Origin of the sequence: Paenibacillus sp. V4I7 (assembly GCF_030817275.1) — a bacterium.
Taxonomy (GTDB): domain Bacteria; phylum Bacillota; class Bacilli; order Paenibacillales; family NBRC-103111; genus Paenibacillus_E.
This window is the reverse complement of sequence record NZ_JAUSZD010000002.1, coordinates 4,196,340-4,218,208: the sequence shown is the minus strand read 5'-3', so window position 1 is coordinate 4,218,208 and position 21,869 is coordinate 4,196,340. Positions and strand designations below refer to the sequence as shown.

Here is a 21,869-nt window from a genome sequence, read left to right as displayed (position 1 = left end):
ATGGACCGATCCGAAGGAGGAAGGTTATGAGTGAACAAGGGGAGGTACTATGGTTTACAGGTCTTTCAGGTTCAGGAAAATCAACGACGGCTTGTGCCTTGGTTGAACCACTACGCGCTTACGGCCGTAAGGTTGAGCTGTTGGATGGAGACGAACTTCGTAAGACGATATCCCAAGGTCTCGGCTTTAGTCGTGAGGATCGTAACACAAATATCAGAAGAATTGTATATATGTGCAAGTTGTTATCTCGCAACGGGGTTATCGTTATTGTATCGGCGATTACCCCCTATGAGGAAATGAGAGAATATGCCCGCGCCGAGCTGCCCGGATATGTCGAAATATTCGTTGATTGCCCACTAGAAGAATGTGAACGACGTGATGTGAAAGGATTATATGCCAAAGCTAGAAAAGCGGAAATTCCACAATTTACGGGCATTGGAGATCCTTATGAGTTGCCGGAGCAGCCTGACATCGTGATCCGTACGCATGTTGACGAGCTCGAGAGCAACGTAGCCTTAATCATGGACTTCATGGCCACGAAAATAGGTCGGGGTGAGTCTGTATGAATATCGTCTTCATCTCTTTGGACACCCTTCGCGCTACTCGGTTGGGCTGCTACGGTTATGCGAAGCCTACGTCACCGTACATGGATCAAATAGCCGCCCAAGGAGCGTTATTTGAAAGAGCCTATGCGGCTGATATTCCGACTGAAGTGGCCCACACCGGCATTTTCACGGGAAAAGTTGGCTTACGAACGGGGGTTGTCGCTCACGGTTCGCCGCTAACTCACCTGCCTAAGAAGGAAGCGTGGCTCCCGTCTCTTATGCAAAACAATGGGTTCACGACAGCAGCAGTCGATAATTTATATCAACTGAAGGAATGGTTCGCAAGAGGATATCGGTATTACATTAATTCGGTAGGCAAGAAGCGCAGCATTGACGGAAAAACCATAAATCAATTGGCATTTCAATGGATTCGTGAGCATAAGCAGGAAGATTTCTTTCTATTTCTTCATTATTGGGATCCACATACGCCTTATCAGCCACCGGAAAACTATATTTCACCGTTCTATGAGCAGGGCCGCGATCCGTATGATCCTGCGAATCGCAGTATGCAAGCCGCATATAATCATGCGGCTTACCCTTTTTTCAAGCACCATCATTATGATTTATTAGGTCCTGTGACGGACGCTACCTATGTAAATGCATTGTATGATGCGGAAGTTCGTTATCTCGATGATCGTCTGCGCGAGCTTGATGAACGACTTATTGCAGAGGGGTTATATGAGGACACCCTGTTGATTTTGTTCGGAGATCATGGTGAAAGCTTGACGGAGCATGATATTTATTGGGATCATTGCGGTCTCTATGAGACGACGGTTCAAGTCCCGATGATCATGAGATACCCGAGACGAATTCCAGCCGGACGCAGAGTCAAAGGGTTAGTCCAGCAGGTGGACATGATGCCTACGATATTAGAAGCCGCCGGGATTAAGGCGCCTCCTTCGTTGGATGGCCGCAGCTTGTGGCCTAGCTTAAGGGGAGAAGCTGATGGGACGCATGACTTCGTTTACTTGAGTGAATGTGCTTGGCAGGCCAGCAGAGGCGTGGTTACGAAGAATTATAAATTTATCCGCACGTTAGACTCTGGGCCTTTTGTGCGTCCACATAGAGAGCTATATGATCTGCGCTCCGATCCAGAGGAAGTGAGGAATGTAGCCGAAAGCTCCGCTCCTATTGCGAATGATCTTGCTTATCGCTTGGATGAGTGGGTTGCGCAAATGCTAAATGGACGTATAGATCCTATGCTGACACAGATGGATGCAGGACTCCCGTTCCGGAATAGAATCCATGAGATACTACAGCAGTATGGCCTGACTTGGTCGGAATGGATGCAAGATCCAAGGCGTGAGCGATTCGATGAAGCGTCCGCAGCCGCCCGACATGAGGGGAGGCATTCGATTTGACTAAGCTGGCGCAACGGCCCAATATTCTGATCATTATGGTCGATCAGCTAAGGTATGATTGTCTTGGTTATAGTGGGTTAACCCCTGTCTTAACGCCACATATAGACCGGCTTGCTGCCGGGGGCATGTGGTTCAACCGTGCCTACACCCCAATTCCTGTATGCGGCCCAGCAAGACAATCGTTCGTATGCGGCAGGCGAGCTGAAGCCTTCGGCGGACTTTGGAATTTCAAACTTGGCTTGAAGGTAAGTGCACTCGAGCCCACTGCCTATTCGTGGGCTCGCTCCTTACAGGAGGCGGGTTATCGCAATGGTTATATCGGAAAGTGGGATGTTCATCCAACTAATGACCCTACCTGTTATGGGTATGACGAGTTTGTTCCTAGTGATGAAAGATACCGCACATGGCTGCAGGAGGCTTATCCGGGGCTGGCTTACACTAGTGGTTACTTCGGAGAAACGGATCCTCTACCACTAGCGGATACTCGAACACACCGAACAGGAGAAATGGCAGCAGTGTTAATGAGGCAGTTGTCCAAGGGAGGCTCCCCTTGGCATCTTCGAGTGAATTTCCAAGAGCCCCATCTGCCGTGCCATCCGACAGCAGTATTTGCTGAAAAGTATGCCATAGAGAGCATTCCGATGTGGGGCAGCTTCAGCGAAACGTTCGCTGATAAGCCTTATATTCAAGAGCAGCAGCTTCGGAATTGGCAGATCGAGAACTTAGACTGGGAGGACTGGGCACCTATCGTCGCCCGTTATTACGCTATCATTAGTCAATTGGATGATGCCATAGGCAGACTTTTAGAGGAGCTAGATTTGTTGGGGGAAAGCCAGGATACGGTCGTGATTTTCACATCCGATCACGGGGACATGTGCGGTGGACATCGGATGTTGGATAAACACTATGTGATGTATGAGGATGTCGTGAAAGTTCCCCTCATTATACGTTGGCCAAGTGTCATCCCCTCTGGCAGACGCTGTGATGAATTCGTACAATCCTTGTTGGATCTGCCGCCGACACTGTTAGAGATCGGTTGTTCAACTTCGCCACCTGATCATCGGTTTCACGGAGAATCCTTATTGCCATTGCTTCGCGGCACCCAACCTGCCGATTGGAGGAATGAAGTCGTCACGACTTACAATGGTGGGCAATTTGGGCTCTACACACAGCGAATGATTCGCAGCAAAGAATGGAAATACGTTTGGAATTCTACGGATGTCGATGAACTCTACGATATGATCGACGACCCGTACGAACTTCGAAACGTCATTCAGCATCCTGCAAACAAAAGTATTGTTCTGGAGCTTCGCAAGCGGTTGTATGATATTCTGCATCGAGATGACGACGGCTTAGTACATAATCCATGGATGCGTGATCAATTGATCAAAGGACGAAAAAAGTGATGAAAGTACACGGTTAGAGGAGAAATCAACTATGCTAACACAGGAGCAAATCAAGCAATTCGATGAAATAGGGTTTCTGAAAGGCGATGTCGTTTTATCCCGATGAAGAGGTAGAAACATTACGTGTGCTAATCCAGCGAGCTTTGACATGGCGCGAGGGTATAGAACTGGATGCGTTAGATGAGACCCTTGATTTGGTTAGATATACGATTGAAAGCGGACAAAAATAAAATTCGTCCTATTTCCACATTACTGTGGGAAAAGGACGATTTCTTTTTTATAAATAATACAAAGCTTCACCCGCAGCAGCCCCTAAGAGGACGATGCACCAAGGCGGTAATTTCCAGAACACCAGCAGGCCAAATAACACGATAACCAATGCAAAATCATAAGGACGAATAATAGCAGTTGTCCAAAGCGGGTTATAAAGTGCCGCGAGCAGGATACCGACAACGGCCGCATTAATGCCTACAAAAGCACTTTGGATTTTGACATTTGTTCGTAATGAATTCCAAAAAGGCAAGGCCCCTATAATCAGAAGATAAGCTGGCAGGAAAATGGCCAAGGTTCCCACGACAGCCCCTCTAAATCCGTCAAACACAGCACCCAAATATGTGCCGAATGTAAAAAGCGGACCCGGAACTGCCTGCGTAGCCCCATAGCCAGCCAGGAAGACTTCTTTACTAACCCAACCTTGCGGGACAACTTCGCGTTCCAAAAGGGGGAGAATGACATGGCCGCCGCCGAAGACCAAGGAACCGACCCGATAAAACGAATCGAAAAGGGATAAGAGCTGCGAGTGCCATAAACCGCTGAAAATTGGAAGAAGCAGGAGCAGCAATGCATAAAGAATCAAGCAAAAGATCGCTATTGAGCGATGAACGCGCACTTGAATGGTGCTGTTATCTAGGTTCGAAACGGTTTTGAAGGCAAATAGTCCGATGAGTCCGGCGAGTACAATAATAACAACTTGGCTATAAACCGTTTGCCATAGTAAGGTTACCGAAGCTGCCGCAATAGCTATGGAGGCCGTGCTTTTATCTGACGCTAGCTTTTTTCCCATGCTGAGAACAGCCTGTGCGACGATGGCAACGGCGACGATTTTGAGACCGTGGATCCAACCGGTGCTGCTCACATCCATTGCTTTCATCAGTAGGGAAAAGAGTAGTAAAAGGATAATAGAAGGTAGCGTAAATCCTAGCCAAGCAGCTGCGCCTCCCAACAATCCGGCCCGAATGGTACCGATACCAACACCAACCTGACTGCTGGCTGGACCTGGGAGAAACTGGCATAGAGCAACGAGATCGGCGTAGCTTTTCTCATCCATCCATTTACGTTTCTGAATATATTCGTTGTGAAAATAGCCCAGATGGGCAATAGGTCCACCGAAGGACGTCAACCCTAATTTTGTTGATACGAGAAATACTTCAAGCAATGCTTTTCGTTTACTTTGCTGTGGTTTTGCAGCGGTGTCCAACCTATTTCCTCCTCAATGACGTTTGATGAATAGCTAAGTAAGTTAAGTGTATCGGAAATTGCATCGCGATTCTACCGTTTAACACAAATAATACAACAGTGAAGACCATCCGATTACTCCCTACACAGAAAAATGATCATGAAATCTACTATGTAGAAATCATGATCATTTTTCTGTGTCTTCGAAATACTCGGACGTTCTTCCTATCATGTCACTCCAGTTGATATTCCTTCATCTTGTTGTAAAGGGTACCGCGGGAGATGCCGAGCAGTTTGGCAGCTGCGCTTTTATTGCCTGCCGTTTTGGTCAGAGCTTCTTCAATCAGGTGTATTTCTTCCACATCAGATACCTTTGCTTTTAATGAATTCGCCGCAGTATCTGTCTCTGAAGAAGTAAGACTTGGCTGCTGCTCCTGTAAAGTGACTGGTAAATGTTCCAAGGTGATCAAGTCTTCATCATTAAGAATGATGCATCGTTCGATGACATTTTTCAATTCTTGGATGTTTCCTGGCCATGAATAGTTGGTCAAAGCCAAGATGACCTCTGGCGAAAGTGTGGGAACAGGCTTCTGGTATTGCAGTGAAAACTGTTTGAGATACATTTGGACCATCGCAGGAATGTCTTCGGTTCTATCCCGTAAAGGCGGAATCCTAATGGAAATCACGTTGAGCGCATAATACAGATCCGAGCGGAATTCTTGATTGACTAGCTTGCTTGCTAAATCTTGTGTAGTCGCAATTATGATTCGGGTACGCACGCTGATAGGTTGACTTCCTCCGGAGCGAACGATCGTTTGCTGAGTAATGTAATGGTAAAGCTTAGCTTGAAGCTCTAATGGAAGCTTTTCGATTTCATTAATAAACAAGGTGCCGTCTTTGGCTAGCTCCAACTTACCAGCTTGTCCACTATCACTGCCCGTGAAGGCGCCCCCTTGATAGCCAAATAATTCGGCTTCCAATAAACCTGTGGGAACGATGCCGCAATTGATTGTCAAGAAAGGCTGCTCGGATCTTGAACTTGACTGATGGATAATATGAGCGAGCTGCTCTTTGCCAACACCCGATTCTCCAATCAGGAGGACGGGTGTTTCTGTTGCTGCTACCTTCTTGGCCCATTGGATGACTTTGCCGATAGCAGGTCCTTTTCCTTTGATTAAGGTAAAGAGATCTTCAGCCTGATCTTTTTGCGGTAGTCCGAAAGAATCGACTGTTGTTAATTGTTCGTTTAATCGTACCAATTGTGTGATATCCTGCTCGGTCGCAATGCCCCCAATGATATGCCCTTGAGCATCTCTGATCGGTGACGCATTAATAAGGACGTGGGTATCCGGCCGAGGACGGTGGTAGGTATTACGAATCATTCGGCCTTCGTCCAAAATTTTCAGTACCATCAGTGTTTCGATATCAAAGTGTTCGCCAATGCGTTTCCCCAAAATATCTACTGCCGGAAGATGATATAGATCCTCGGCGACGGAATTCCAGCAGATCACAGCGCCAGCTCGATCAACGACCGTGACAGCATCGGTGACGGTATCCGCGAGTGCATTGAAATAGGCAGACCACTTTTGCAGCTCGGAAAGGGCGAAATTGAGATACGTGGATAAAACGGAGTATCCCCTGATGGATCCATCCTTATTTTTGAAAAGTACCGGTCGATTTGTTCGTTGAGGCACAAGCGGCAAAGGGGTGTTTTCGTCCATAGTAATAATCGCGGGTACAAAGTATTTGCTGCTTGCTACCAATTCTTGGATGTTTCTAGCGGAAAAGGCCGTCATAAGGCCTGCATCTTCCGGTGTAAATAAACATATCTCATCGTGCCAATGGGTGATAGCAGCCGTCCCATTGTTTAAATAGGAAGAAAGCTCTTCAAGCGTTGTTTCAACAGGGAGTGTGAGAATAGGGTTGTTCAACGGAATGTGTTCATTAATGAACATAATTGACCTCATTTGTACCATTTATTTGGTTTAAATTTACCATGAAAGCAAGGGAGATTCAACACAGGAAGCCGAGATGGTGAGTATGATAAAGGTATAGAAAATAAAAACTGTTCAATTACAATGAAAATATGCACATAAACAAATAGTGTTCAAATTTTAAGTTAAAGTGTATAATAAAATCATTGATTCAACAATATTGTATAATTCCTTTTGGGGGAAAGCAGATGGAACTTCTGATGAAAAGTATGTTTCAATCTTTAGGCAAAAGCCGCACTGCTAATCGATTAGCCAAAAAGTATGGTTTACGCTTTGGTGCAGCGCGTTTTGTAGCGGGAGAGACCATCCAGCAATCCATCGAAGCTGTGCGCGCGCTTAATCAAGATGGCCGTGTAGCGACCCTGGACCATTTGGGTGAGTTCGTCTTTAGTGAAGAAGAAGCGTTGGAATCAGCTGCCATGTGTATTCAAACGCTAGATGCGATTGCTAGTTCAGGCGTCCAATCCAATCTTTCGCTTAAAATGACTTCACTTGGGCTAGATATCAGCAAAGAGCTTTGTGTAAACAACATGAAACGTATTCTTGATTGTGCTCGTCAGCATGGAAATTTCGTGCGAATTGATATGGAGGATTATGCGCATTGTCAAATCTCCCTTGATATCTACCGAGAGCTTCGACAAGAATATGACAACGTAGGCATTGTCATTCAAGCTTATTTGTTCCGTACTATGCAGGATATCGATGATTTACATGCACTCGGAGCCAATTTGCGCCTTGTGAAAGGTGCTTATAAGGAATCTCCGCAAGTTGCTTTTCCAGAAAAAAGTGACGTTGATGAAAATTATAAAAAAATCATTCAAAAACATCTTCTGAACGGTCACTATACAGCTATTGCTAGTCATGATGAGGCAATCATTCATTTTACCAAAGAATTTGTAAGTTCAAATCGTATCTCCATCGAACAGTTTGAATTCCAGATGCTTTATGGGATTTGTGAAGATTTGCAAAAGCAATTAGTGAAAGAAGGATATCGGGTTCGTGTCTATGTCCCTTACGGTGTAGATTGGTTCGGATATTTCATGAGAAGGTTAGCAGAGCGTCCAGCGAATGTCTGGTTTGTTCTGAAAAATATGTTTAAATAACAACCAGGTTTCCCATTCGGAGAGGAGAAAAAAAGATGAATACATTTACGAAGGTTAGTATGTATGCAAATGAGCCATTTACTGATTTTGGTCTAGAGGAAAATGTGAAGGCGATGCAAGCTGCCATTGCCAATGTGAAAAGTGAGCTGGGGCGCGAATACCCGCTATATATCGGTACTGAGAAAATTGTAACTGATGCTAAGATCACTTCGATTAACCCGGGGAATGTAGACGAAATCATTGGATACGTTAGCAAAGCGGATCAGAAACTTGCTGAAAAAGCGATGAACGTTGCCCTCGAAACATTCGAAACTTGGAAAAAGGTTCCCGCTAGAGAGCGTGCGGAATATTTATTTAAAGCTGCTGCGCTAATGCGTGATCGTAAGCATGAATTCTCAGCGTTGATGATTCTGGAATCAGGCAAAAACTACGTTGAAGCGGATGTAGATACTGCTGAAGCGATTGATTTCATCGAGTTCTACGCGCGCGAAATGATTCGTTTGAGCCAAATCAACGAGACGCAGCCGTTAGCCAAAATTCCCGGTGAAAACAACCAAATTAGTTATATCCCATTAGGCGTAGGCGTTATTATCCCGCCATGGAATTTTCCACTAGCGATTTGTGTAGGAATGACCATTGCGGCGGTTGTTTCTGGTAACACTGTTTTGGTGAAGCCAGCTTCAACAACGCCTGTTATTGCTCACAAATTCGTGGCTCTTATGGAGGAAGTTGGACTTCCTGCTGGCGTAATTAATTTCATTCCAGGAAGCGGTGCGGAAGTAGGAGACTATTTAACGACACATCCGAAGACTCGTTTCATTAGCTTTACGGGTTCCAAAGAGATTGGTTTGCGCATCAACAAGTTGGCCGCGGACGTGGCGCCAGGTCAAATTTGGATTAAGCGTGTGATTGCGGAAATGGGCGGCAAAGACGGTATTGTCGTGGACGAAACAGCGGATCTCGACGCGGCTGCCGCTGCGATTGTGGCTTCAGCCTTCGGCTTCCAAGGGCAGAAATGCTCAGCTGGTTCACGTGCTATCATTGTTGAATCTGTTTACGACATAGTGGTAGACAAAGTAGTTGCTCTGACGAACCAGCTGCAAAGCGGCCTGCCTGAGCACAATTTCGCAGCAGGTCCGGTCATTGATAAAGGTTCCTATGATAAAATTTTAGATTACATTGAAATTGGGAAAACCGAAGGAACACTGCTTGCAGGTGGTAATAAGGCCGAAGGAAACGGCTATTACATTCAGCCAACTGTGTTCGGCGATGTAAGCGGCAAAGCGCGTGTTATGCAGGAAGAGATCTTCGGACCAGTCTTGGCTATCGCTAAAGCGAAGGATTGGAAAGAAGCCATCGCGATGTACAATGATACGGAATTTGGTTTGACGGGCTCTTACTTCTCCACGAATGAGGAGCGGATTTCTGAGGCATTAGACACTGTTCACTGCGGCAACTTGTACATTAATCGCAAATGCACAGGCGCATTGGTGGGTGTACATCCATTCGGCGGCTTCAATATGTCGGGAACAGATTCCAAAGCAGGCGGTTACGATTACCTCATGCTTCTCACACAAGCGAAACTGACTTCACGCAAAATATAAGGATTGGCAGAGGAGGGCGGACGATGAGTCTTGCCTTCTTTTTTTGTTAGGAACGGCAGCCCAGCTGCGCAAACGCCAGAGGATTAGGTTCGCTGAAAGGATTGGATGCGAGTAGCTATTGGGAACAATATATTGCTGCCTTTTTGGTCAGTAGAGGAACGTCGATGCGCTATATGGCCATTTTGGCTGAAATACTGTCCTAAAAGTGGAAATAAGAGATTGTAGTTCCGTCTAAGTAATTAAACAGGCCAATTTAGCATAAATAGCGTACCGACGTTCCCTTTCAGTAGTATCGATGACGTACTCGTCCCGACATGCGAGGTGAATCCGGCCTTCCGGTCCAATTGGAAAACCATGCTGAAGAGGATTTCCTCAGAAACCGTCCAAGTGATCCAGTCTTCGTAATTCCTTATAAATTAAGCTGGTACATCCGAGCCCGCTCTTGTCCGCGCGATATAATTAATAGCTGCTTTTCGCATAAGAGGTGTAAGACAGTTCTGGCGTGTCTTGTGCTTACTTGGAGATGAGCGGAAAGGTCTGAAGGGGAGAATGGGCGCAATAGTCTCCGCGCGAATCGGACTGTTTCGCTTTCAATCCAAGAGAGTGACTCTGGTACATTGGATGAGATGAATTTACCTACGAACGAAAGAATAAGCTGCTGACACTGCTTCGGAGTCTCAACAATGGATGGGTAGGCGATTGGCATCACCAGCCAGCCATCCAAAGCAAGATGGCAATGCCGGAGACAGAGGTCTTTGAATCTCCATAGCTCAAGATCGCGTGCGTGGGAGCTGTAGCCTTGGATCTCAATCACACCCTTAGCATCCCCTGGCCTATAAGCAAAGTCCAAATAGCGGTAGCCGTTCGCGAAGTCGCGCACCTCCCATTCAGGGTAAAGATGGTCGAAATGTCCTACTGCCGGATACCAGACGGAGCGCAGAAATTCCATTTCTCCATATCCGAGCCCCCGCTCTAATCGTTCTCGTCTGCGTCCGTACTTCTCTAATGCAATCTGTGAAGTCATGAAAGCTTCGAATGCCTGCTCAAATTTCATCGTTATTCCTACTTTCTAAGCGATTGTCGGCTAAAACAAAACGCCGCTCTCATCTTTTCGCTAGGAGCTGACTCCTTACGAACATAGATGAAAGCGGCGTGTGCTTCACGACCAGCTTGATTGAATAACTCTAGTATAGCGGAAAATGATAATGTTGTGCCACCTCATTATTGGAGGACGCCGACGAACCAGGCAGACGCCATGCAGGAGTATTCCGGAATACATGGGAATATGGACACATTGATCGAGGAAATGGTGCATTTGTTTTTCTATGGGATCAGCAGCACTCCTCAGCCGACCGATCATTCATAATGTTTGCTCCTTAGAGGAGGATTTGAGATAATGCTGATATCGATAATAGAAGAATGGGAGTGGCATTTTTGGAAAAGAAGAAAAAAACGTTAGCATTTATAGGTTCATATGCAGATTCGAATAATCCTGGGGTATACACCTGCCAATACGATGAAGAGAATGGAAGCTTGGAAGTCACCCATCAAGTAAATGGTTTGCAAAACCCGACGTTCTTGACTGTGGATGCGAGAAATTGGAAACTATATGCCTTATCAGAGGGTGTTGACGAGAATCAGCAGCGCTGCGGGGCGGCATCTTCTTATAATATTGATTCAGCTACAGGAGAATTAACGTTTCTGAACAACGAGATCACGCTGCCTGCGACGACCTGCCACATTACATTAGACCATACGAACCAAGTGGTGATGGTATCCAGTTATCACGGGGGTATGGTAGGATTGTCTCCTGTGTTAGCGGATGGTCGTTTAGGTACAACGGCTGATATCCAGCAGCACAAAGGTTCAAGTGTCCTATCGGTGCAGGATAGACCTCGTGCACACTCCGTTTTCTTGGATCGAGCAAACCGTTATGCGGGAGTCTGTGATCTAGGTATGGATCGGATTATGATGTACAAGCTCGATATCCCTGCCAAACGGCTTATTCCTCATCATGAAGTGCAAGTAGCCCCTGGTTCAGGTCCGCGGCATTTTGCTTTCCACCCGTCCTATGCCTTTGGCTATGTCATTAATGAACTTGGCTCCACAGTCACAGCATTCAGTTATGAGGAAGAACGAGGAGAGCTGACCGAAATCCAAACGATTTCCACACTCCCCGAGTCTTATGATGGGGAAAATGCCTGTGCGGATATTCATGTTTCACCAGATGGAAAGTTCCTATATGGATCTAACCGTGGGCACGATAGTCTTGTCGTGTATGCAATCGATCCAGTTACGGGTAAGTTAACAGTGGTGGAGTACGCACCTACGTTAGGGAAGCATCCACGCAATTTTGCGATATCGCCGGATGGACAATTTCTGCTGGTAGCTAACAAAGATTCGGATCATATTGTTTCGTTCTCACGTGACTCGCAATCGGGGAAGCTCGTTCCAACCGGAAGTGTGCTACATGTGTCTAAACCGGTATGCATCAAGTTTGCTAGTGTAGAATGACACCTTTCACGGAGCGGGTTATTCACATCATTCGAAGTATCCCCGAGGGCAAAGTCATGACCTATGGTCAGATTGCCAGGCTTGCCGGAAGCCCAAGGGCGGCTCGGCAAGTTGTACGAATTTTGCATGCAATGAGCAAGAAGCATCGTCTTCCGTGGCACAGAGTCATTAATGCAAAGGGAGAGATAGCAATCAGTGATGATGAGGGATCTCATATGCAAAGTTTTTTACTACAAGCAGAAGGTATCATCATTACGGATCAGCGGTATATTTCTCTTGCGCATTACCAGTATCAAATGCAAGAAGATGCATGAATGTACATAGGAAGCCTCACTTCTGCAACTGGAAGAAGTGAGGCTTTTTTACAAGAAGGAAGTGAGTTAAGCTTTGTCGAATCTTGTGAAAAGGAAGATCAATTCGCGGAGGTTTTATGAATCAGGATCAAGCTTCACCGGCAATGATATATAATTTAATAACGATGAAGTCAAATCCATCACAGCGGCGGTTTGCTTTTATGATTGGGGCTATTGTGGCTTTGATTTCACTATTTTCCGTGCCGTTTGTAAGGATACAGTTAGTCGAGCTGCAGGCCTATCAGCCGGCTATTTTCTCTACCGTTATTTGTTTTGAATTAATTACAGCCTACGTGATTTATAGTCAGTTCAAAATCAATCGATCACCGTCGGTACTCGTCCTGTTTGCCTTGTATCTGTTCTCTGGTGGTATGAGTTTGGTCTATATCCTCACGTTCCCTCGTGTTTTCGCTGAAAATGGCTTGTTCCATGCAGGAACGCAAACTTCGGCTTGGCTATACGTATTCTTGCACGCAGGTTTTCCTTTAGCGATTGCTCTCCATATGAGGATTGAATCCAAATATGCGCATGTTAATTATAGTGCTAGTAAGGCTAAGAGATTAGGTCTTTACACCTTGATAGGTGTCGTTTTACTAATCACAGGATTGACTTACATCACTACGCATTTCAAAAATCAAATGCCGGCCGTGTTGTCACAAGGTAAGCTAACGCCTTTGTTTATATATGGTCTTGGGCTGCCTATTGTCTTCATTACTTTGATAACATTAATTGTCTACTATAAAAGAACCAAAGCGAGTACGGTTACTTCGACCTGGCTATGTGTAGCCATACTAGCTTCAATGCTTGATGTGGCGATTATTCTTTGTGGCGGCGGTCGCTTCAGTGTGGGATGGTATGTGGCTAGGTGGAACACCTTTGTATGTGCAAATATTGTGCTTGCAGGAATGATATATGAGTTTACCAAAATGTATCTGAGTATGACAGAGCTCTTCCAGCAGGTGAAGGATAGTAAAAATAAATATAAGGTGCTGCTTGGTGAAAGCCAGCTGGCTGAGAGAAAGATTTCAGAACAAAGCGATATAATTGAGCGGATGCTTGAGTCCAGCCATGAAGCCATTATCATGTGTGATACAGAAGGACGGGTCAACTTTACAAATCGCCGCGTGGAACATTTCTTTGAACGTCCACTCGAAAGCGGAGAAAGGATGTCTAGCTATTGTCTAGGAATGAAAACCGCAGACGCTGCTTTTGATGAGGTCATTGACGCTTATTTCGAACAAACCATCCCGCCTTTTCGTAAACGAATATCTAGATTAACGTTGAAAGGTGAAACAAGGCACTATGAGTGCTATGTCAATCCAATTTCAGGTGAAATGGAAGGGACGCTAAGGGGACATCTAATCGGATTTAGAGATCGTACCGAAGAAGAGCGAGTTGATGAGTTAAAAAATGAGTTCGTTAGCATTATTTCTCATGAAATTCGGACACCACTATCCTCGATTGTGGGTTTTATTGAAATCCTGGCAACACGTGCAGTGACGGAAGAGAAGCGCGCCAAGTATATCGAGACGATTCATAAAGAATCCTTACGCCTATCGAATTTGATTAACGATTTTCTTGATTTGCAGCGCATGGATTCGGGCCGGCAAGAGTTTCATTTCCAATCTTTGGATGCTGTTTTGTTACTCCGCGAAATCGTTGAGCAGTGGCAGGGGAAAGACAATCACGAAGCTGAGCTGCATGCAGCAGCCGAGCCAATATTTGTCCAAGGAGATGAAGACCGTTTAAAGCAAGTGTTCCATAATTTGATCTCCAATGCGATTAAGTATTCGCCGGGTGCGACGAAAATTGATATTTATGTTGAAACCGATAACGGTAAAGTGTTAATTAAGATACAAGATTATGGTCTTGGGATTCCAGCCGAGGCTTTGGACAAACTGTTTACGAGGTTTTACCGTGTCGATAATTCGGATCGCAGGAAAATCGGAGGAACGGGTCTAGGGTTATCTATTGTCAAGGAAATCATTGAAGCACATCATGGGAAAGTGGTTGTTGATACGGAGTTGGGCAAAGGCTCGATCTTTATTGTGCAGTTAGTTGAAATAGATGCCGAATAGTCGGGTGAAAAAGAACATGTTCAAACCGTGAAAAACATCGCGGATTGGCGTGTTTTTTTTTATTCTAATAATTACTGAATGCTGCCTCTACTTAATGTCGAAATATAGAGGAATTTGACGAAATATATCGAATTCACAGGAAAGATTAATGATCAAATGGAGGAGTCATAAGGAATGAAGCCACAGAAAACACTAAATGTAAAAGGTTTGGCAAGAAATCTATCATTTAAGTCTTTTAAAACAAGAATGACGGCCATGTTTCTTATTATTGCGCTAGTACCGATGTTGTTTAGTATTATTTTTTCTTCTTACTATTTGAAGAATGTCGTTACAAGTGAAGTTCACTCCAAGGAAGAGAGTGTCGTTAAAGCCAATGCAACAGCAATTGACTATTCCATCCAGCGGCATATAGCGATTTTGAAAGAAATGCTCAAGTTTGACGAGATCAAGAGTGGTAATGAACAGGAAATTATGAAGACGCTTAAGAAATTTGAACAAGCGAACAAAGAAGTTGAACAGTATGTTTATGCAAATAAAGATGATATTGCCCTTACTTCGGCTGGTCAAAAGATTCCCATTGCTGAACGCGATTATGTTAAGCAAGCCAAGCAGACGAAGCTTCCAGTGAGTAGTGATTTGCTAGTCAGTAAAGCTTCGGGTAAAAATGTCATCATTGTATTTGTCCCGCTGCTTGATGATATGCAAAACTATATCGGTGGATTATTCTGTCCATTAACAACGGATAATCTTACCGTGTACACCAAGACGATACAAATAGGGGAGACAGGCTACGGTTACTTAATGTCTCCTTCCGGAATGCTTTTAACCCATCCTGACGCAGGTAAAGTGGGCAAAAAAATGGAGGATGTATTTACGCCGTCGGAAGCAGCTAAGTTTAAAGAGACTGTTTTGAAAGATGACAAAGGAACGTTTCAATTTACTCGCGAGGATGGGGTCGCTGCAGAAATTAGCTTTGATACAATCCCGTCAACAGGCTGGCGCTTGGTTACGAATATAGTGAATGAGGAAGTATATACCTCAGTAAAGACATCAAATCAAGTATCGATATGGCTGACAGTGATTACGACTATCGTAGTAGCGGCTTTCGCACTGATTGTCTCGACGAAAACAACGAACCCAATTATTGCTATTACGGAAGCAGTGAAGAAGATGGCTGAGGGCGATTTAACGCATCGTCTTGCTATCAAGCGAAGTGACGAGCTCGGACAGCTTGCCGATAACATGAATCTTATGCTCGATTCTTTCTCAGACATTGTCGGAAAGGCTAGATACACCGCGGAACAGTTAGGCGCTTCGTCGGAGGAGCTTACGGCTTGCGCTGCGGAATCGGTCGACATTTCCACTGCGATCGCCCAATCGATTCAAGAAGTGTTCAATGCGAGTAAAGGTCAACTGCAGGGAGCGGAGCAGACATCGACCGCGATGGGGGAAATGGCTATTGGGGTACAACGGATTGCAGAATCTTCGTCGGTCGTGACAGAAGCATCGCATGCATCACTGCAGGAAGTTCAGCAAGGACGCGTTGCGATCAATCAGGCTGTCGAACAGATGAAGTTCATTAATGAATCCGTCGGGAAATCTGCGGATGATATGAGAGCACTTGAATCATACTCACAAAAAATCGGTGAAATTGTGTCGGTTATTACCGAAATTACAAGCCAAACCCAGCTGCTATCACTCAATGCTTCTATTGAGGCAGCGCGCGCTGGCGAACAAGGACGCGGGTTTGCGGTAGTGGCGAACGAAGTCAAGAAGCTGGCGGAACAGTCGTCATCCTCTGCAGCTGATATTTCGAGTTTGATTCGGGAAGTGCAGTCTTCGACGTCAAGAGCCGTACAAGCAATGAATAAAGGTGTGCTGGACGTAGAGAAAGGTTCCGAGCTTATTGATGCGGCAGGGCAAGTCTTTAACCGTGTTACCTCGACATTCCAAGAAATTTCGGACCAAATCCAGGAAGTATCGGCTGCATCTCAGGAAATGTCGGCTGGCACGGAGGAAGTAACGGCGTCCATGAGCGAAATTGTTCACATGACCAAAGCCTCTTATGACCATGGACAAGGCATTTCTGAAGGGTCCAAGAAGCAGCACGCAACCATGTATGAAATATCCGCCTCAGCAGAGGATTTAAGCAATATGGCGCAAGAACTGCAAGAATCGCTTTCTAGATTCAAAACTCATTAATATTCCTAACGGTTTAAACAAGCTTGTCAAAAGGGTATTGAGAGGTCAACCAACGGGTTGGCCTTTTTATTTTGCCCAAAAATCCAGAAAAGAAAGGGAAAAGAGTTACAAAGTCTATAAAACGAGAATAGACTAACGTATCAGTAGGCCATATGGACAGGAGGCATGCTATGAATGACAGGACCCTATATCTATTCGATGGCATTAATAAAAGCTCTGTGAAAACCATTGTCGAGCAAATCATGAAAATTAATCAATTTGATGATGACAAAGATAAGAAAGAAAAAGACTTCAAACGTCTGCCCATCGACTTAATTATTAATAGTAATGGGGGGAGTGTCTATGATGGTCTAGGATTGATCAATGTGATTGATAACAGTAAGACGCCGGTGCATACATACGTGTATGGACTTGCTGCTAGCATGAGTTTACTAATTGCTGTTAGTGGTCATAAGAGGTACGCTGGCCGACTTAGTACATTCATGTATCATTCTGTATCTACACATATCGACGGTCATTTGGAACACTTGAAGAATCGTGTGGATGAAACACAAAGGCTGCAAAACATTTATGATGACTATATCTTATCGAAAACGAAACTGCATACAGACGAGCTGCATCGTGTACAGGAGCATCAACGCAATTGGTATATGAGTCCTGAAGAGGCCTTATCTTTTGGGATTATTGATGAAATTGTTTAGGCATGGCGGAGAGAAGCCTGAGGGATTCTCTTTTTCTTTGTTTTTTCTCTGCTTTTGGTGTTTAATTGAGAGATAGAGAGAAGAGGAGCAGCCGTGGCTGTCCCCTAATGAAAAGGAGATCCATACCGTGTATAAAATTGTATTTTTTGATATTGACGGCACATTAGTTAACGAAGAAAAAGAAGTTCCTGCCAGTACGATCGTAGCTATTCAACAATTAAAGCAGCAGGGGATTGAACCGGTTATTGCAACAGGACGAGCTCCCTACTTCATCAAGCCTTTGGCTGAGCAGCTTGGGATCGATTCCTATGTATGCTTGAACGGCGGCTATGCCGTTTATCGTGGTGAACCGCTCTACAGACGGATTATTGCCAAGAACAGCATAGAAGCACTGGTGAAATTGGCGGCTAAGCATAAGCATTCCCTCGTATTCGAAGGGGAGCATAACTACTTCACGGATACGGATGACGACCATCCTTTTGTTGTAGGATCTATTTCCTCCTTGAAGGTAGATTTGCCGGGGTATGACCCGGATTTCTGGAAAACAAACGATATTTATCAAATCTTCTTGCATATTGAAGACACGGATGATCATTTGTACGAGGAACTGCAATCGGAATTTAAGCTGATACGCTGGCACCAGCATGCGATTGACGTATTACCAGCAGGTGGTTCGAAAGCCCAAGGGATTGCCGCGCTTTTGGAGCTTGTTGGATTGAAGCCGGAAGATGCCGTAGCTTTCGGGGACGGTTTAAATGATGTGGAGATGCTTTCGTATGTCGGATTCGGTATCGCGATGGGGAACTCCCACAAAGACTTACTACCTTATGCCGATCATGTTACGACACATGTGGATGAAGATGGTATTCGAAATGGACTTATTACGGCAGGATTGCTATAGAAAAGAAACAATACATACAGGGTGAAGATAATGAGAATAGCTTTTTTTGATTCAGGGATAGGCGGTATTACTGTCTTACACGAAGCCATGAAGCAACTGCCTCATGAAGATTTTCTATATTTTGCGGATACCCTTCATGTTCCATACGGGACGAAGTCGAAGGACGAGGTTCTTGCTTTTGTCAAAAAATCCGTAGACATGATTATCAAAGAAGAGGTCAAAGCCCTCGTCATTGCTTGCAATACAGCAACTAGTATAGCCATTGCAGAATTAAGAAAAACCTATGAGATGCCGATTATCGGCATGGAACCCGCGGTAAAGCCAGCTCTCGAAATGAATCGTTCATCTGGTAAAAGAGTGCTCGTATTCGCTACGCCTTTAACGCTCAAGCAATCGAAATATAGAGAGCTAGTTTCTCGTATGGATGATATGGGTATGGTGGATTCGGTGCCGCTGCCGGAATTGGTTGAATTCTGTGAACAGTTAAATGTGGAGAGTCAACAAATCATTGATTATTTTCTAGCTAAGCTTGAGCCCTTCGACCTGAGAAGGTATGGGACTGTTGTTCTAGGATGCACACATTACCCCTTTTATAGGGGAGTTCTAAGAAAGATCCTGCCAAGTCACATTCAAATTGTTGATGGAAGCTCGGGTACTGTTAACCGGTTGATACAGCTGCTCAATGACCGGAACCAATTACTTGGCGAGGGGCAGTCCAACATCAAATTCATGTGTTCCAGCAATGAGACAGCTTATATTCAGAAAATGGAAAAGGCCTTGGAAATCATTCAAGCTATTGGTGAGTAAGGTTTGGGAACAAGTCAAAAAGGCATTGCTGTGCAGCCGCCGCTGCATGACAATGCCTTTATTATGTTTAGTAGAAGGATTGCGTTAGATTACGCTCTGATTTCAAGCAGCTCATAGCTAATGACACCCATGGGTGCATTCACACTAATCACATCGCCAACAGATTTGCCCATGAGGGAAACGCCAAGTGGACTTTCGTAGGAAATTTTATTTTCATTCACATCGGCTTCCTGAGAACCGACGATTTTATACTCAATTTTCTCAGCAAATTCCACATCATTGAGAATAACGGTAGAGCCAACTTGAACTTTGGATGTGCCGATATTCTTAACAACCTTAGCCTTCTTCAACATTCTTTCGATCGTCAATATTCTGGTTTCCATAAAAGATTGATCATTTTTGGCGGAATGGTACTCGCTGTTTTCCTTGAGATCGCCATAGCTAATCGCTGTTTTAATACGGCTGGCTAGTTCTTTACGTTTGACGGTTTTGAGATCTTCAAGCTCTAATTCTAAACTACGTAATCCTTCTGGAGTTAGAATAATTTCATCATTGGACATATGTTTTGCAGCTCCTCATTCATTCGATACTAGATATACTACTAAAGTAACTGAGGCAAGTAAAGTAAGTAAGACAAGGAGAACGGTCTAACTGGTGCTTTTTTTCATAAGCTGGGCTGGGTGTAAGCAACTTTAGACGATGACTGGCGTCAAATTAATGGTAAGTTTTCCCTAATTTATTCAAGTCAGGATGTGATTGTTCCAGATGATTAAAAGGAAGATCTTAGCTATCACAATCCTAGCTGCTGGTCTAGGATTGGGCAGTTTGGCACATCAGACGAAAGCTGAAAACATCTTTGGCGGCTCGTACGCGCCAGAAGGAATTAGGTTCCCTGCCACGATTGAGCTTTTGGCGGAGACACCCTATTATGCAGATCCTAATCAGCCCGATGATGAGCCGGAAGGTACTTTTGCACCTCAGGAGGTAAATGTCCTCACGGTAGATAGCTCATGGTCGATAGGTGCAGCCACCTGGAAGATTGAGACGATGTTCGGACCGCGGTGGATCAGGCCAAATCCATGGGAAATTGACATGGAACCACCTAAGCGAATTACACTTTTAGAAGAAACTCCGCTATATCGCAGTCAAAGCACCAAAGGCGGACCTGCAGCCTCATTATCCGCACAAGAGGTTGAAGTAGTTGCGGCCGAAAAACAGTGGTTCTATACGAACGACCCCACCAGTAAAGCATGGATTAAGGTACATACCACTTGGATAGGTGATCTCTGGGCGCATATACCCGTCAATCAAATAGGTACTGTACATAAGGTGCAGCGAAAAGCGCATTATTATGGGCTACCGTCCAATAGTGATCTTGGAACGGCTATGGGGATTGGCGAGCAGAAGCAAGATTGGTCAAACTCCAAGGCAGGCGATTACACGATCGCAAGGGAGTTCACAACCATCTATGATCGTGCATTCGAAGTTCAAACGGATCAAGGGACCACGTGGACGCGTGAAAAGGGAGTCCCAATCCTGAGTACGAATGAAACCATGGATATCGTGCGTGAAAAGCCGCTTATTCATGATGTATGGGATGGACTGAAGAAGGAAGATGCCGTTATAGCAGGTGAAACGGTAACCGTTTTTGAGAAAATAGAAGAGCGACTATATACGGGGAGAGGCCCTTATCCGATCTGGTACAACAGTACTTGGTACCATGTACGTTCTTCTAAAGGGACAGGATGGATAAACAAACATGTTGGCGAGCCTGAAGCTGCAATACCTGTTCATTGGAAAGTCTTAGTTAAAGATCCAAGGGAACTACAGCGCTACCCGGAAACTCCGTTCAGCTCATCAACATTACTGCTTCGCGATCAGACGGTGGAGGTTACAGAGGTTTGGAATTCACCCAACAGCGGGCCCGTGTGGCTGAAAGCTCATGTTGATGGGCGATCCGGATGGATTCCATACTGGGGGCAAGATACAATATGGGATGAAGATACACAAACGGTATCTCATATTTCAAAAATAAACACGAATAGCTTAGGAATTGCCCCTGCCGCGAATAATGGGTTGCAGCTTTACAATGGTCAGCGGATTGGGTATACGGATAATAGTCAAACTTATTTGGATGTCATCCAGCTTGCCGAACATTTTCAATACAAAGTTGAAAAGGTACAGGGCACCGCCGCTGTCACTTTGAGTAAGGATGACTACTCTTTTGAGCTGAAAGCTGGAGCTAAGAATGCGATGATTTATTGGCACGGTACTAAGGATAAAAGTGTTCAATTGGCAGAGATGCCGCGTCATTCCCGCGATAGCTGGTATCTTCATTTGAAAGACGCTCAAGCGCTTTTTGGATTAATGCAGGTATTTGCTGGGAAAGAATACAGCTTGTTTGAGAAGAATTATAATGTGACGTTAGGAGAACTCCCGACCCAGGCGGAGAAGGGGCATCTAGAATTACAAGCCTTTGCTTATGATTGGACCAGTGGGAAGATTATAAGTCTGGACAGATGCCGCTTCAGATGTTCATAGAGAACGGAGACCAAGGTGGAGACGCACATGTTTCCAAAACGGAAGGGATCGTTAACAAGCCAGATGCTAGTGATTCGTCAGTTGCTTTGTTTAGCTTGAAAGCATCTCGACCGCTGGCAGCCGGAACTCACCAATTGAATGTTGTTATACGTATAGGTGAAAGGATCATTTGGAAGCAGAGCGTTGAAATAGCAGCTAAGTAACCCATCATACTAATAATAGACGAAAGATGGGCATCCTCCAT

General features: G+C 44.9%; 18 protein-coding genes. 14 read left to right on the top strand and 4 right to left on the bottom strand.

Annotation, left to right across the window (positions count from 1 at the left end; all coding sequences use genetic code 11):
- Positions 1–26 precede the first annotated feature (26 nt).
- The 3 genes from cysC to QFZ80_RS20625 are packed head-to-tail and all read left to right on the top strand — an operon-like array spanning position 27 to position 3,372.
- Complete coding sequence (gene cysC, locus QFZ80_RS20635) at positions 27–566, top strand: adenylyl-sulfate kinase (protein ID WP_307554619.1); 540 nt, start codon at positions 27–29, stop codon at positions 564–566.
- Positions 563–1,966, top strand: coding sequence for a sulfatase family protein (locus QFZ80_RS20630; RefSeq protein WP_307560749.1), 1,404 nt, complete (start codon positions 563–565; stop codon positions 1,964–1,966). The genes cysC and QFZ80_RS20630 overlap by 4 nt, the downstream gene beginning before the upstream one ends.
- Positions 1,963–3,372: a sulfatase family protein gene (locus QFZ80_RS20625; RefSeq protein WP_307560747.1), complete on the top strand. Its 1,410-nt coding sequence runs from the start codon at positions 1,963–1,965 to the stop codon at positions 3,370–3,372. Before QFZ80_RS20630 ends, QFZ80_RS20625 begins: the two co-directional genes overlap by 4 nt.
- 277 nt (positions 3,373–3,649) lie before the next feature.
- Here the strand turns inward: QFZ80_RS20625 and chrA are convergent, their stop codons facing one another.
- Positions 3,650–4,849 (bottom strand): chromate efflux transporter, encoded by a 1,200-nt coding sequence (gene chrA, locus QFZ80_RS20620; protein WP_307560746.1) that lies wholly within the window; start codon positions 4,847–4,849, stop codon positions 3,650–3,652.
- 211 nt (positions 4,850–5,060) lie between these two features.
- Positions 5,061–6,782 carry a sigma-54 interaction domain-containing protein gene (locus tag QFZ80_RS20615; RefSeq protein ID WP_307560744.1) on the bottom strand — a complete coding sequence of 574 codons (1,722 nt, stop codon included), beginning with the start codon at positions 6,780–6,782 and terminating at the stop codon, positions 5,061–5,063.
- A gap of 227 nt (positions 6,783–7,009) precedes the next feature.
- On the opposite strand from QFZ80_RS20615, the gene QFZ80_RS20610 reads away from it, so the two are divergent.
- Both QFZ80_RS20610 and pruA read left to right on the top strand, forming a co-directional pair.
- On the top strand, positions 7,010–7,924 hold the full coding sequence (locus tag QFZ80_RS20610; protein ID WP_307554631.1) for a proline dehydrogenase family protein: 915 nt from the start codon (positions 7,010–7,012) through the stop codon (positions 7,922–7,924).
- Positions 7,925–7,959: 35 nt separating this feature from the next.
- Positions 7,960–9,528, top strand: coding sequence for an L-glutamate gamma-semialdehyde dehydrogenase (pruA, locus tag QFZ80_RS20605; RefSeq protein ID WP_307560742.1), 1,569 nt, complete (start codon positions 7,960–7,962; stop codon positions 9,526–9,528).
- Between the two features lie 409 nt (positions 9,529–9,937).
- Here the strand turns inward: pruA and QFZ80_RS20600 are convergent, their stop codons facing one another.
- Positions 9,938–10,582: a transcriptional regulator gene (locus QFZ80_RS20600; protein WP_307560740.1), complete on the bottom strand. Its 645-nt coding sequence runs from the start codon at positions 10,580–10,582 to the stop codon at positions 9,938–9,940.
- Between the two features lie 380 nt (positions 10,583–10,962).
- On the opposite strand from QFZ80_RS20600, the gene QFZ80_RS20595 reads away from it, so the two are divergent.
- The 7 genes from QFZ80_RS20595 (at position 10,963) to murI (ending at position 19,084) form a co-directional block, all read left to right on the top strand.
- Positions 10,963–12,042 carry a lactonase family protein gene (locus QFZ80_RS20595; RefSeq protein ID WP_307560738.1) on the top strand — a complete coding sequence of 360 codons (1,080 nt, stop codon included), beginning with the start codon at positions 10,963–10,965 and terminating at the stop codon, positions 12,040–12,042.
- Positions 12,039–12,356: an MGMT family protein gene (locus tag QFZ80_RS20590; protein ID WP_307554639.1), complete on the top strand. Its 318-nt coding sequence runs from the start codon at positions 12,039–12,041 to the stop codon at positions 12,354–12,356. Before QFZ80_RS20595 ends, QFZ80_RS20590 begins: the two co-directional genes overlap by 4 nt.
- A 116-nt stretch (positions 12,357–12,472) precedes the next feature.
- The gene (locus QFZ80_RS20585; protein WP_307560736.1) at positions 12,473–14,473 is read left to right on the top strand and encodes an MASE4 domain-containing protein; all 2,001 of its coding nucleotides are present in this window, start codon (positions 12,473–12,475) and stop codon (positions 14,471–14,473) included.
- A gap of 174 nt (positions 14,474–14,647) precedes the next feature.
- Entirely contained in the window at positions 14,648–16,675 is a 2,028-nt protein-coding gene (locus QFZ80_RS20580; protein ID WP_307560734.1) for a methyl-accepting chemotaxis protein, read from the top strand.
- Between the two features lie 170 nt (positions 16,676–16,845).
- Entirely contained in the window at positions 16,846–17,376 is a 531-nt protein-coding gene (locus QFZ80_RS20575; RefSeq protein WP_307554645.1) for an ATP-dependent Clp protease proteolytic subunit, read from the top strand.
- A gap of 118 nt (positions 17,377–17,494) precedes the next feature.
- Positions 17,495–18,277 (top strand): Cof-type HAD-IIB family hydrolase, encoded by a 783-nt coding sequence (locus tag QFZ80_RS20570; protein WP_307556084.1) that lies wholly within the window; start codon positions 17,495–17,497, stop codon positions 18,275–18,277.
- A 30-nt stretch (positions 18,278–18,307) separates the two neighbouring features.
- A complete protein-coding gene (murI, locus tag QFZ80_RS20565) occupies positions 18,308–19,084 on the top strand; it encodes a glutamate racemase (protein ID WP_307560732.1) in 777 nt (258 codons plus the stop codon).
- Positions 19,085–19,173: 89 nt separating this feature from the next.
- Here murI and greA read toward each other — a convergent pair whose 3' ends face one another.
- On the bottom strand, positions 19,174–19,644 hold the full coding sequence (greA, locus tag QFZ80_RS20560) for a transcription elongation factor GreA (RefSeq protein WP_307554649.1): 471 nt from the start codon (positions 19,642–19,644) through the stop codon (positions 19,174–19,176).
- 205 nt (positions 19,645–19,849) lie between these two features.
- Here greA and QFZ80_RS20555 point away from each other — a divergent pair, with 205 nt between their 5' ends.
- Positions 19,850–21,625, top strand: coding sequence for a hypothetical protein (locus QFZ80_RS20555; protein ID WP_307560730.1), 1,776 nt, complete (start codon positions 19,850–19,852; stop codon positions 21,623–21,625).
- Positions 21,616–21,828, top strand: coding sequence for a hypothetical protein (locus tag QFZ80_RS20550; RefSeq protein WP_307560728.1), 213 nt, complete (start codon positions 21,616–21,618; stop codon positions 21,826–21,828). The genes QFZ80_RS20555 and QFZ80_RS20550 overlap by 10 nt, the downstream gene beginning before the upstream one ends.
- The last annotated feature ends 41 nt before the right edge of the window (positions 21,829–21,869 follow it).

Coding starts and splice junctions, on each gene's coding strand:
- cysC (WP_307554619.1), top strand. CDS start 27: ATGAGTGAACAAGGGGAGGTACTATGGTTTACAGGTCTTTCAGGTTCA.
- QFZ80_RS20630 (WP_307560749.1), top strand. CDS start 563: ATGAATATCGTCTTCATCTCTTTGGACACCCTTCGCGCTACTCGGTTG.
- QFZ80_RS20615 (WP_307560744.1), bottom strand. CDS start 6,782: ATGTTCATTAATGAACACATTCCGTTGAACAACCCTATTCTCACACTC.
- QFZ80_RS20610 (WP_307554631.1), top strand. CDS start 7,010: ATGGAACTTCTGATGAAAAGTATGTTTCAATCTTTAGGCAAAAGCCGC.
- pruA (WP_307560742.1), top strand. CDS start 7,960: ATGAATACATTTACGAAGGTTAGTATGTATGCAAATGAGCCATTTACT.
- QFZ80_RS20600 (WP_307560740.1), bottom strand. CDS start 10,582: ATGAAATTTGAGCAGGCATTCGAAGCTTTCATGACTTCACAGATTGCA.
- QFZ80_RS20590 (WP_307554639.1), top strand. CDS start 12,039: ATGACACCTTTCACGGAGCGGGTTATTCACATCATTCGAAGTATCCCC.
- QFZ80_RS20585 (WP_307560736.1), top strand. CDS start 12,473: ATGAATCAGGATCAAGCTTCACCGGCAATGATATATAATTTAATAACG.
- QFZ80_RS20580 (WP_307560734.1), top strand. CDS start 14,648: ATGAAGCCACAGAAAACACTAAATGTAAAAGGTTTGGCAAGAAATCTA.
- QFZ80_RS20575 (WP_307554645.1), top strand. CDS start 16,846: ATGAATGACAGGACCCTATATCTATTCGATGGCATTAATAAAAGCTCT.
- murI (WP_307560732.1), top strand. CDS start 18,308: ATGAGAATAGCTTTTTTTGATTCAGGGATAGGCGGTATTACTGTCTTA.
- greA (WP_307554649.1), bottom strand. CDS start 19,644: ATGTCCAATGATGAAATTATTCTAACTCCAGAAGGATTACGTAGTTTA.
- QFZ80_RS20555 (WP_307560730.1), top strand. CDS start 19,850: ATGATTAAAAGGAAGATCTTAGCTATCACAATCCTAGCTGCTGGTCTA.
- QFZ80_RS20550 (WP_307560728.1), top strand. CDS start 21,616: ATGTTCATAGAGAACGGAGACCAAGGTGGAGACGCACATGTTTCCAAA.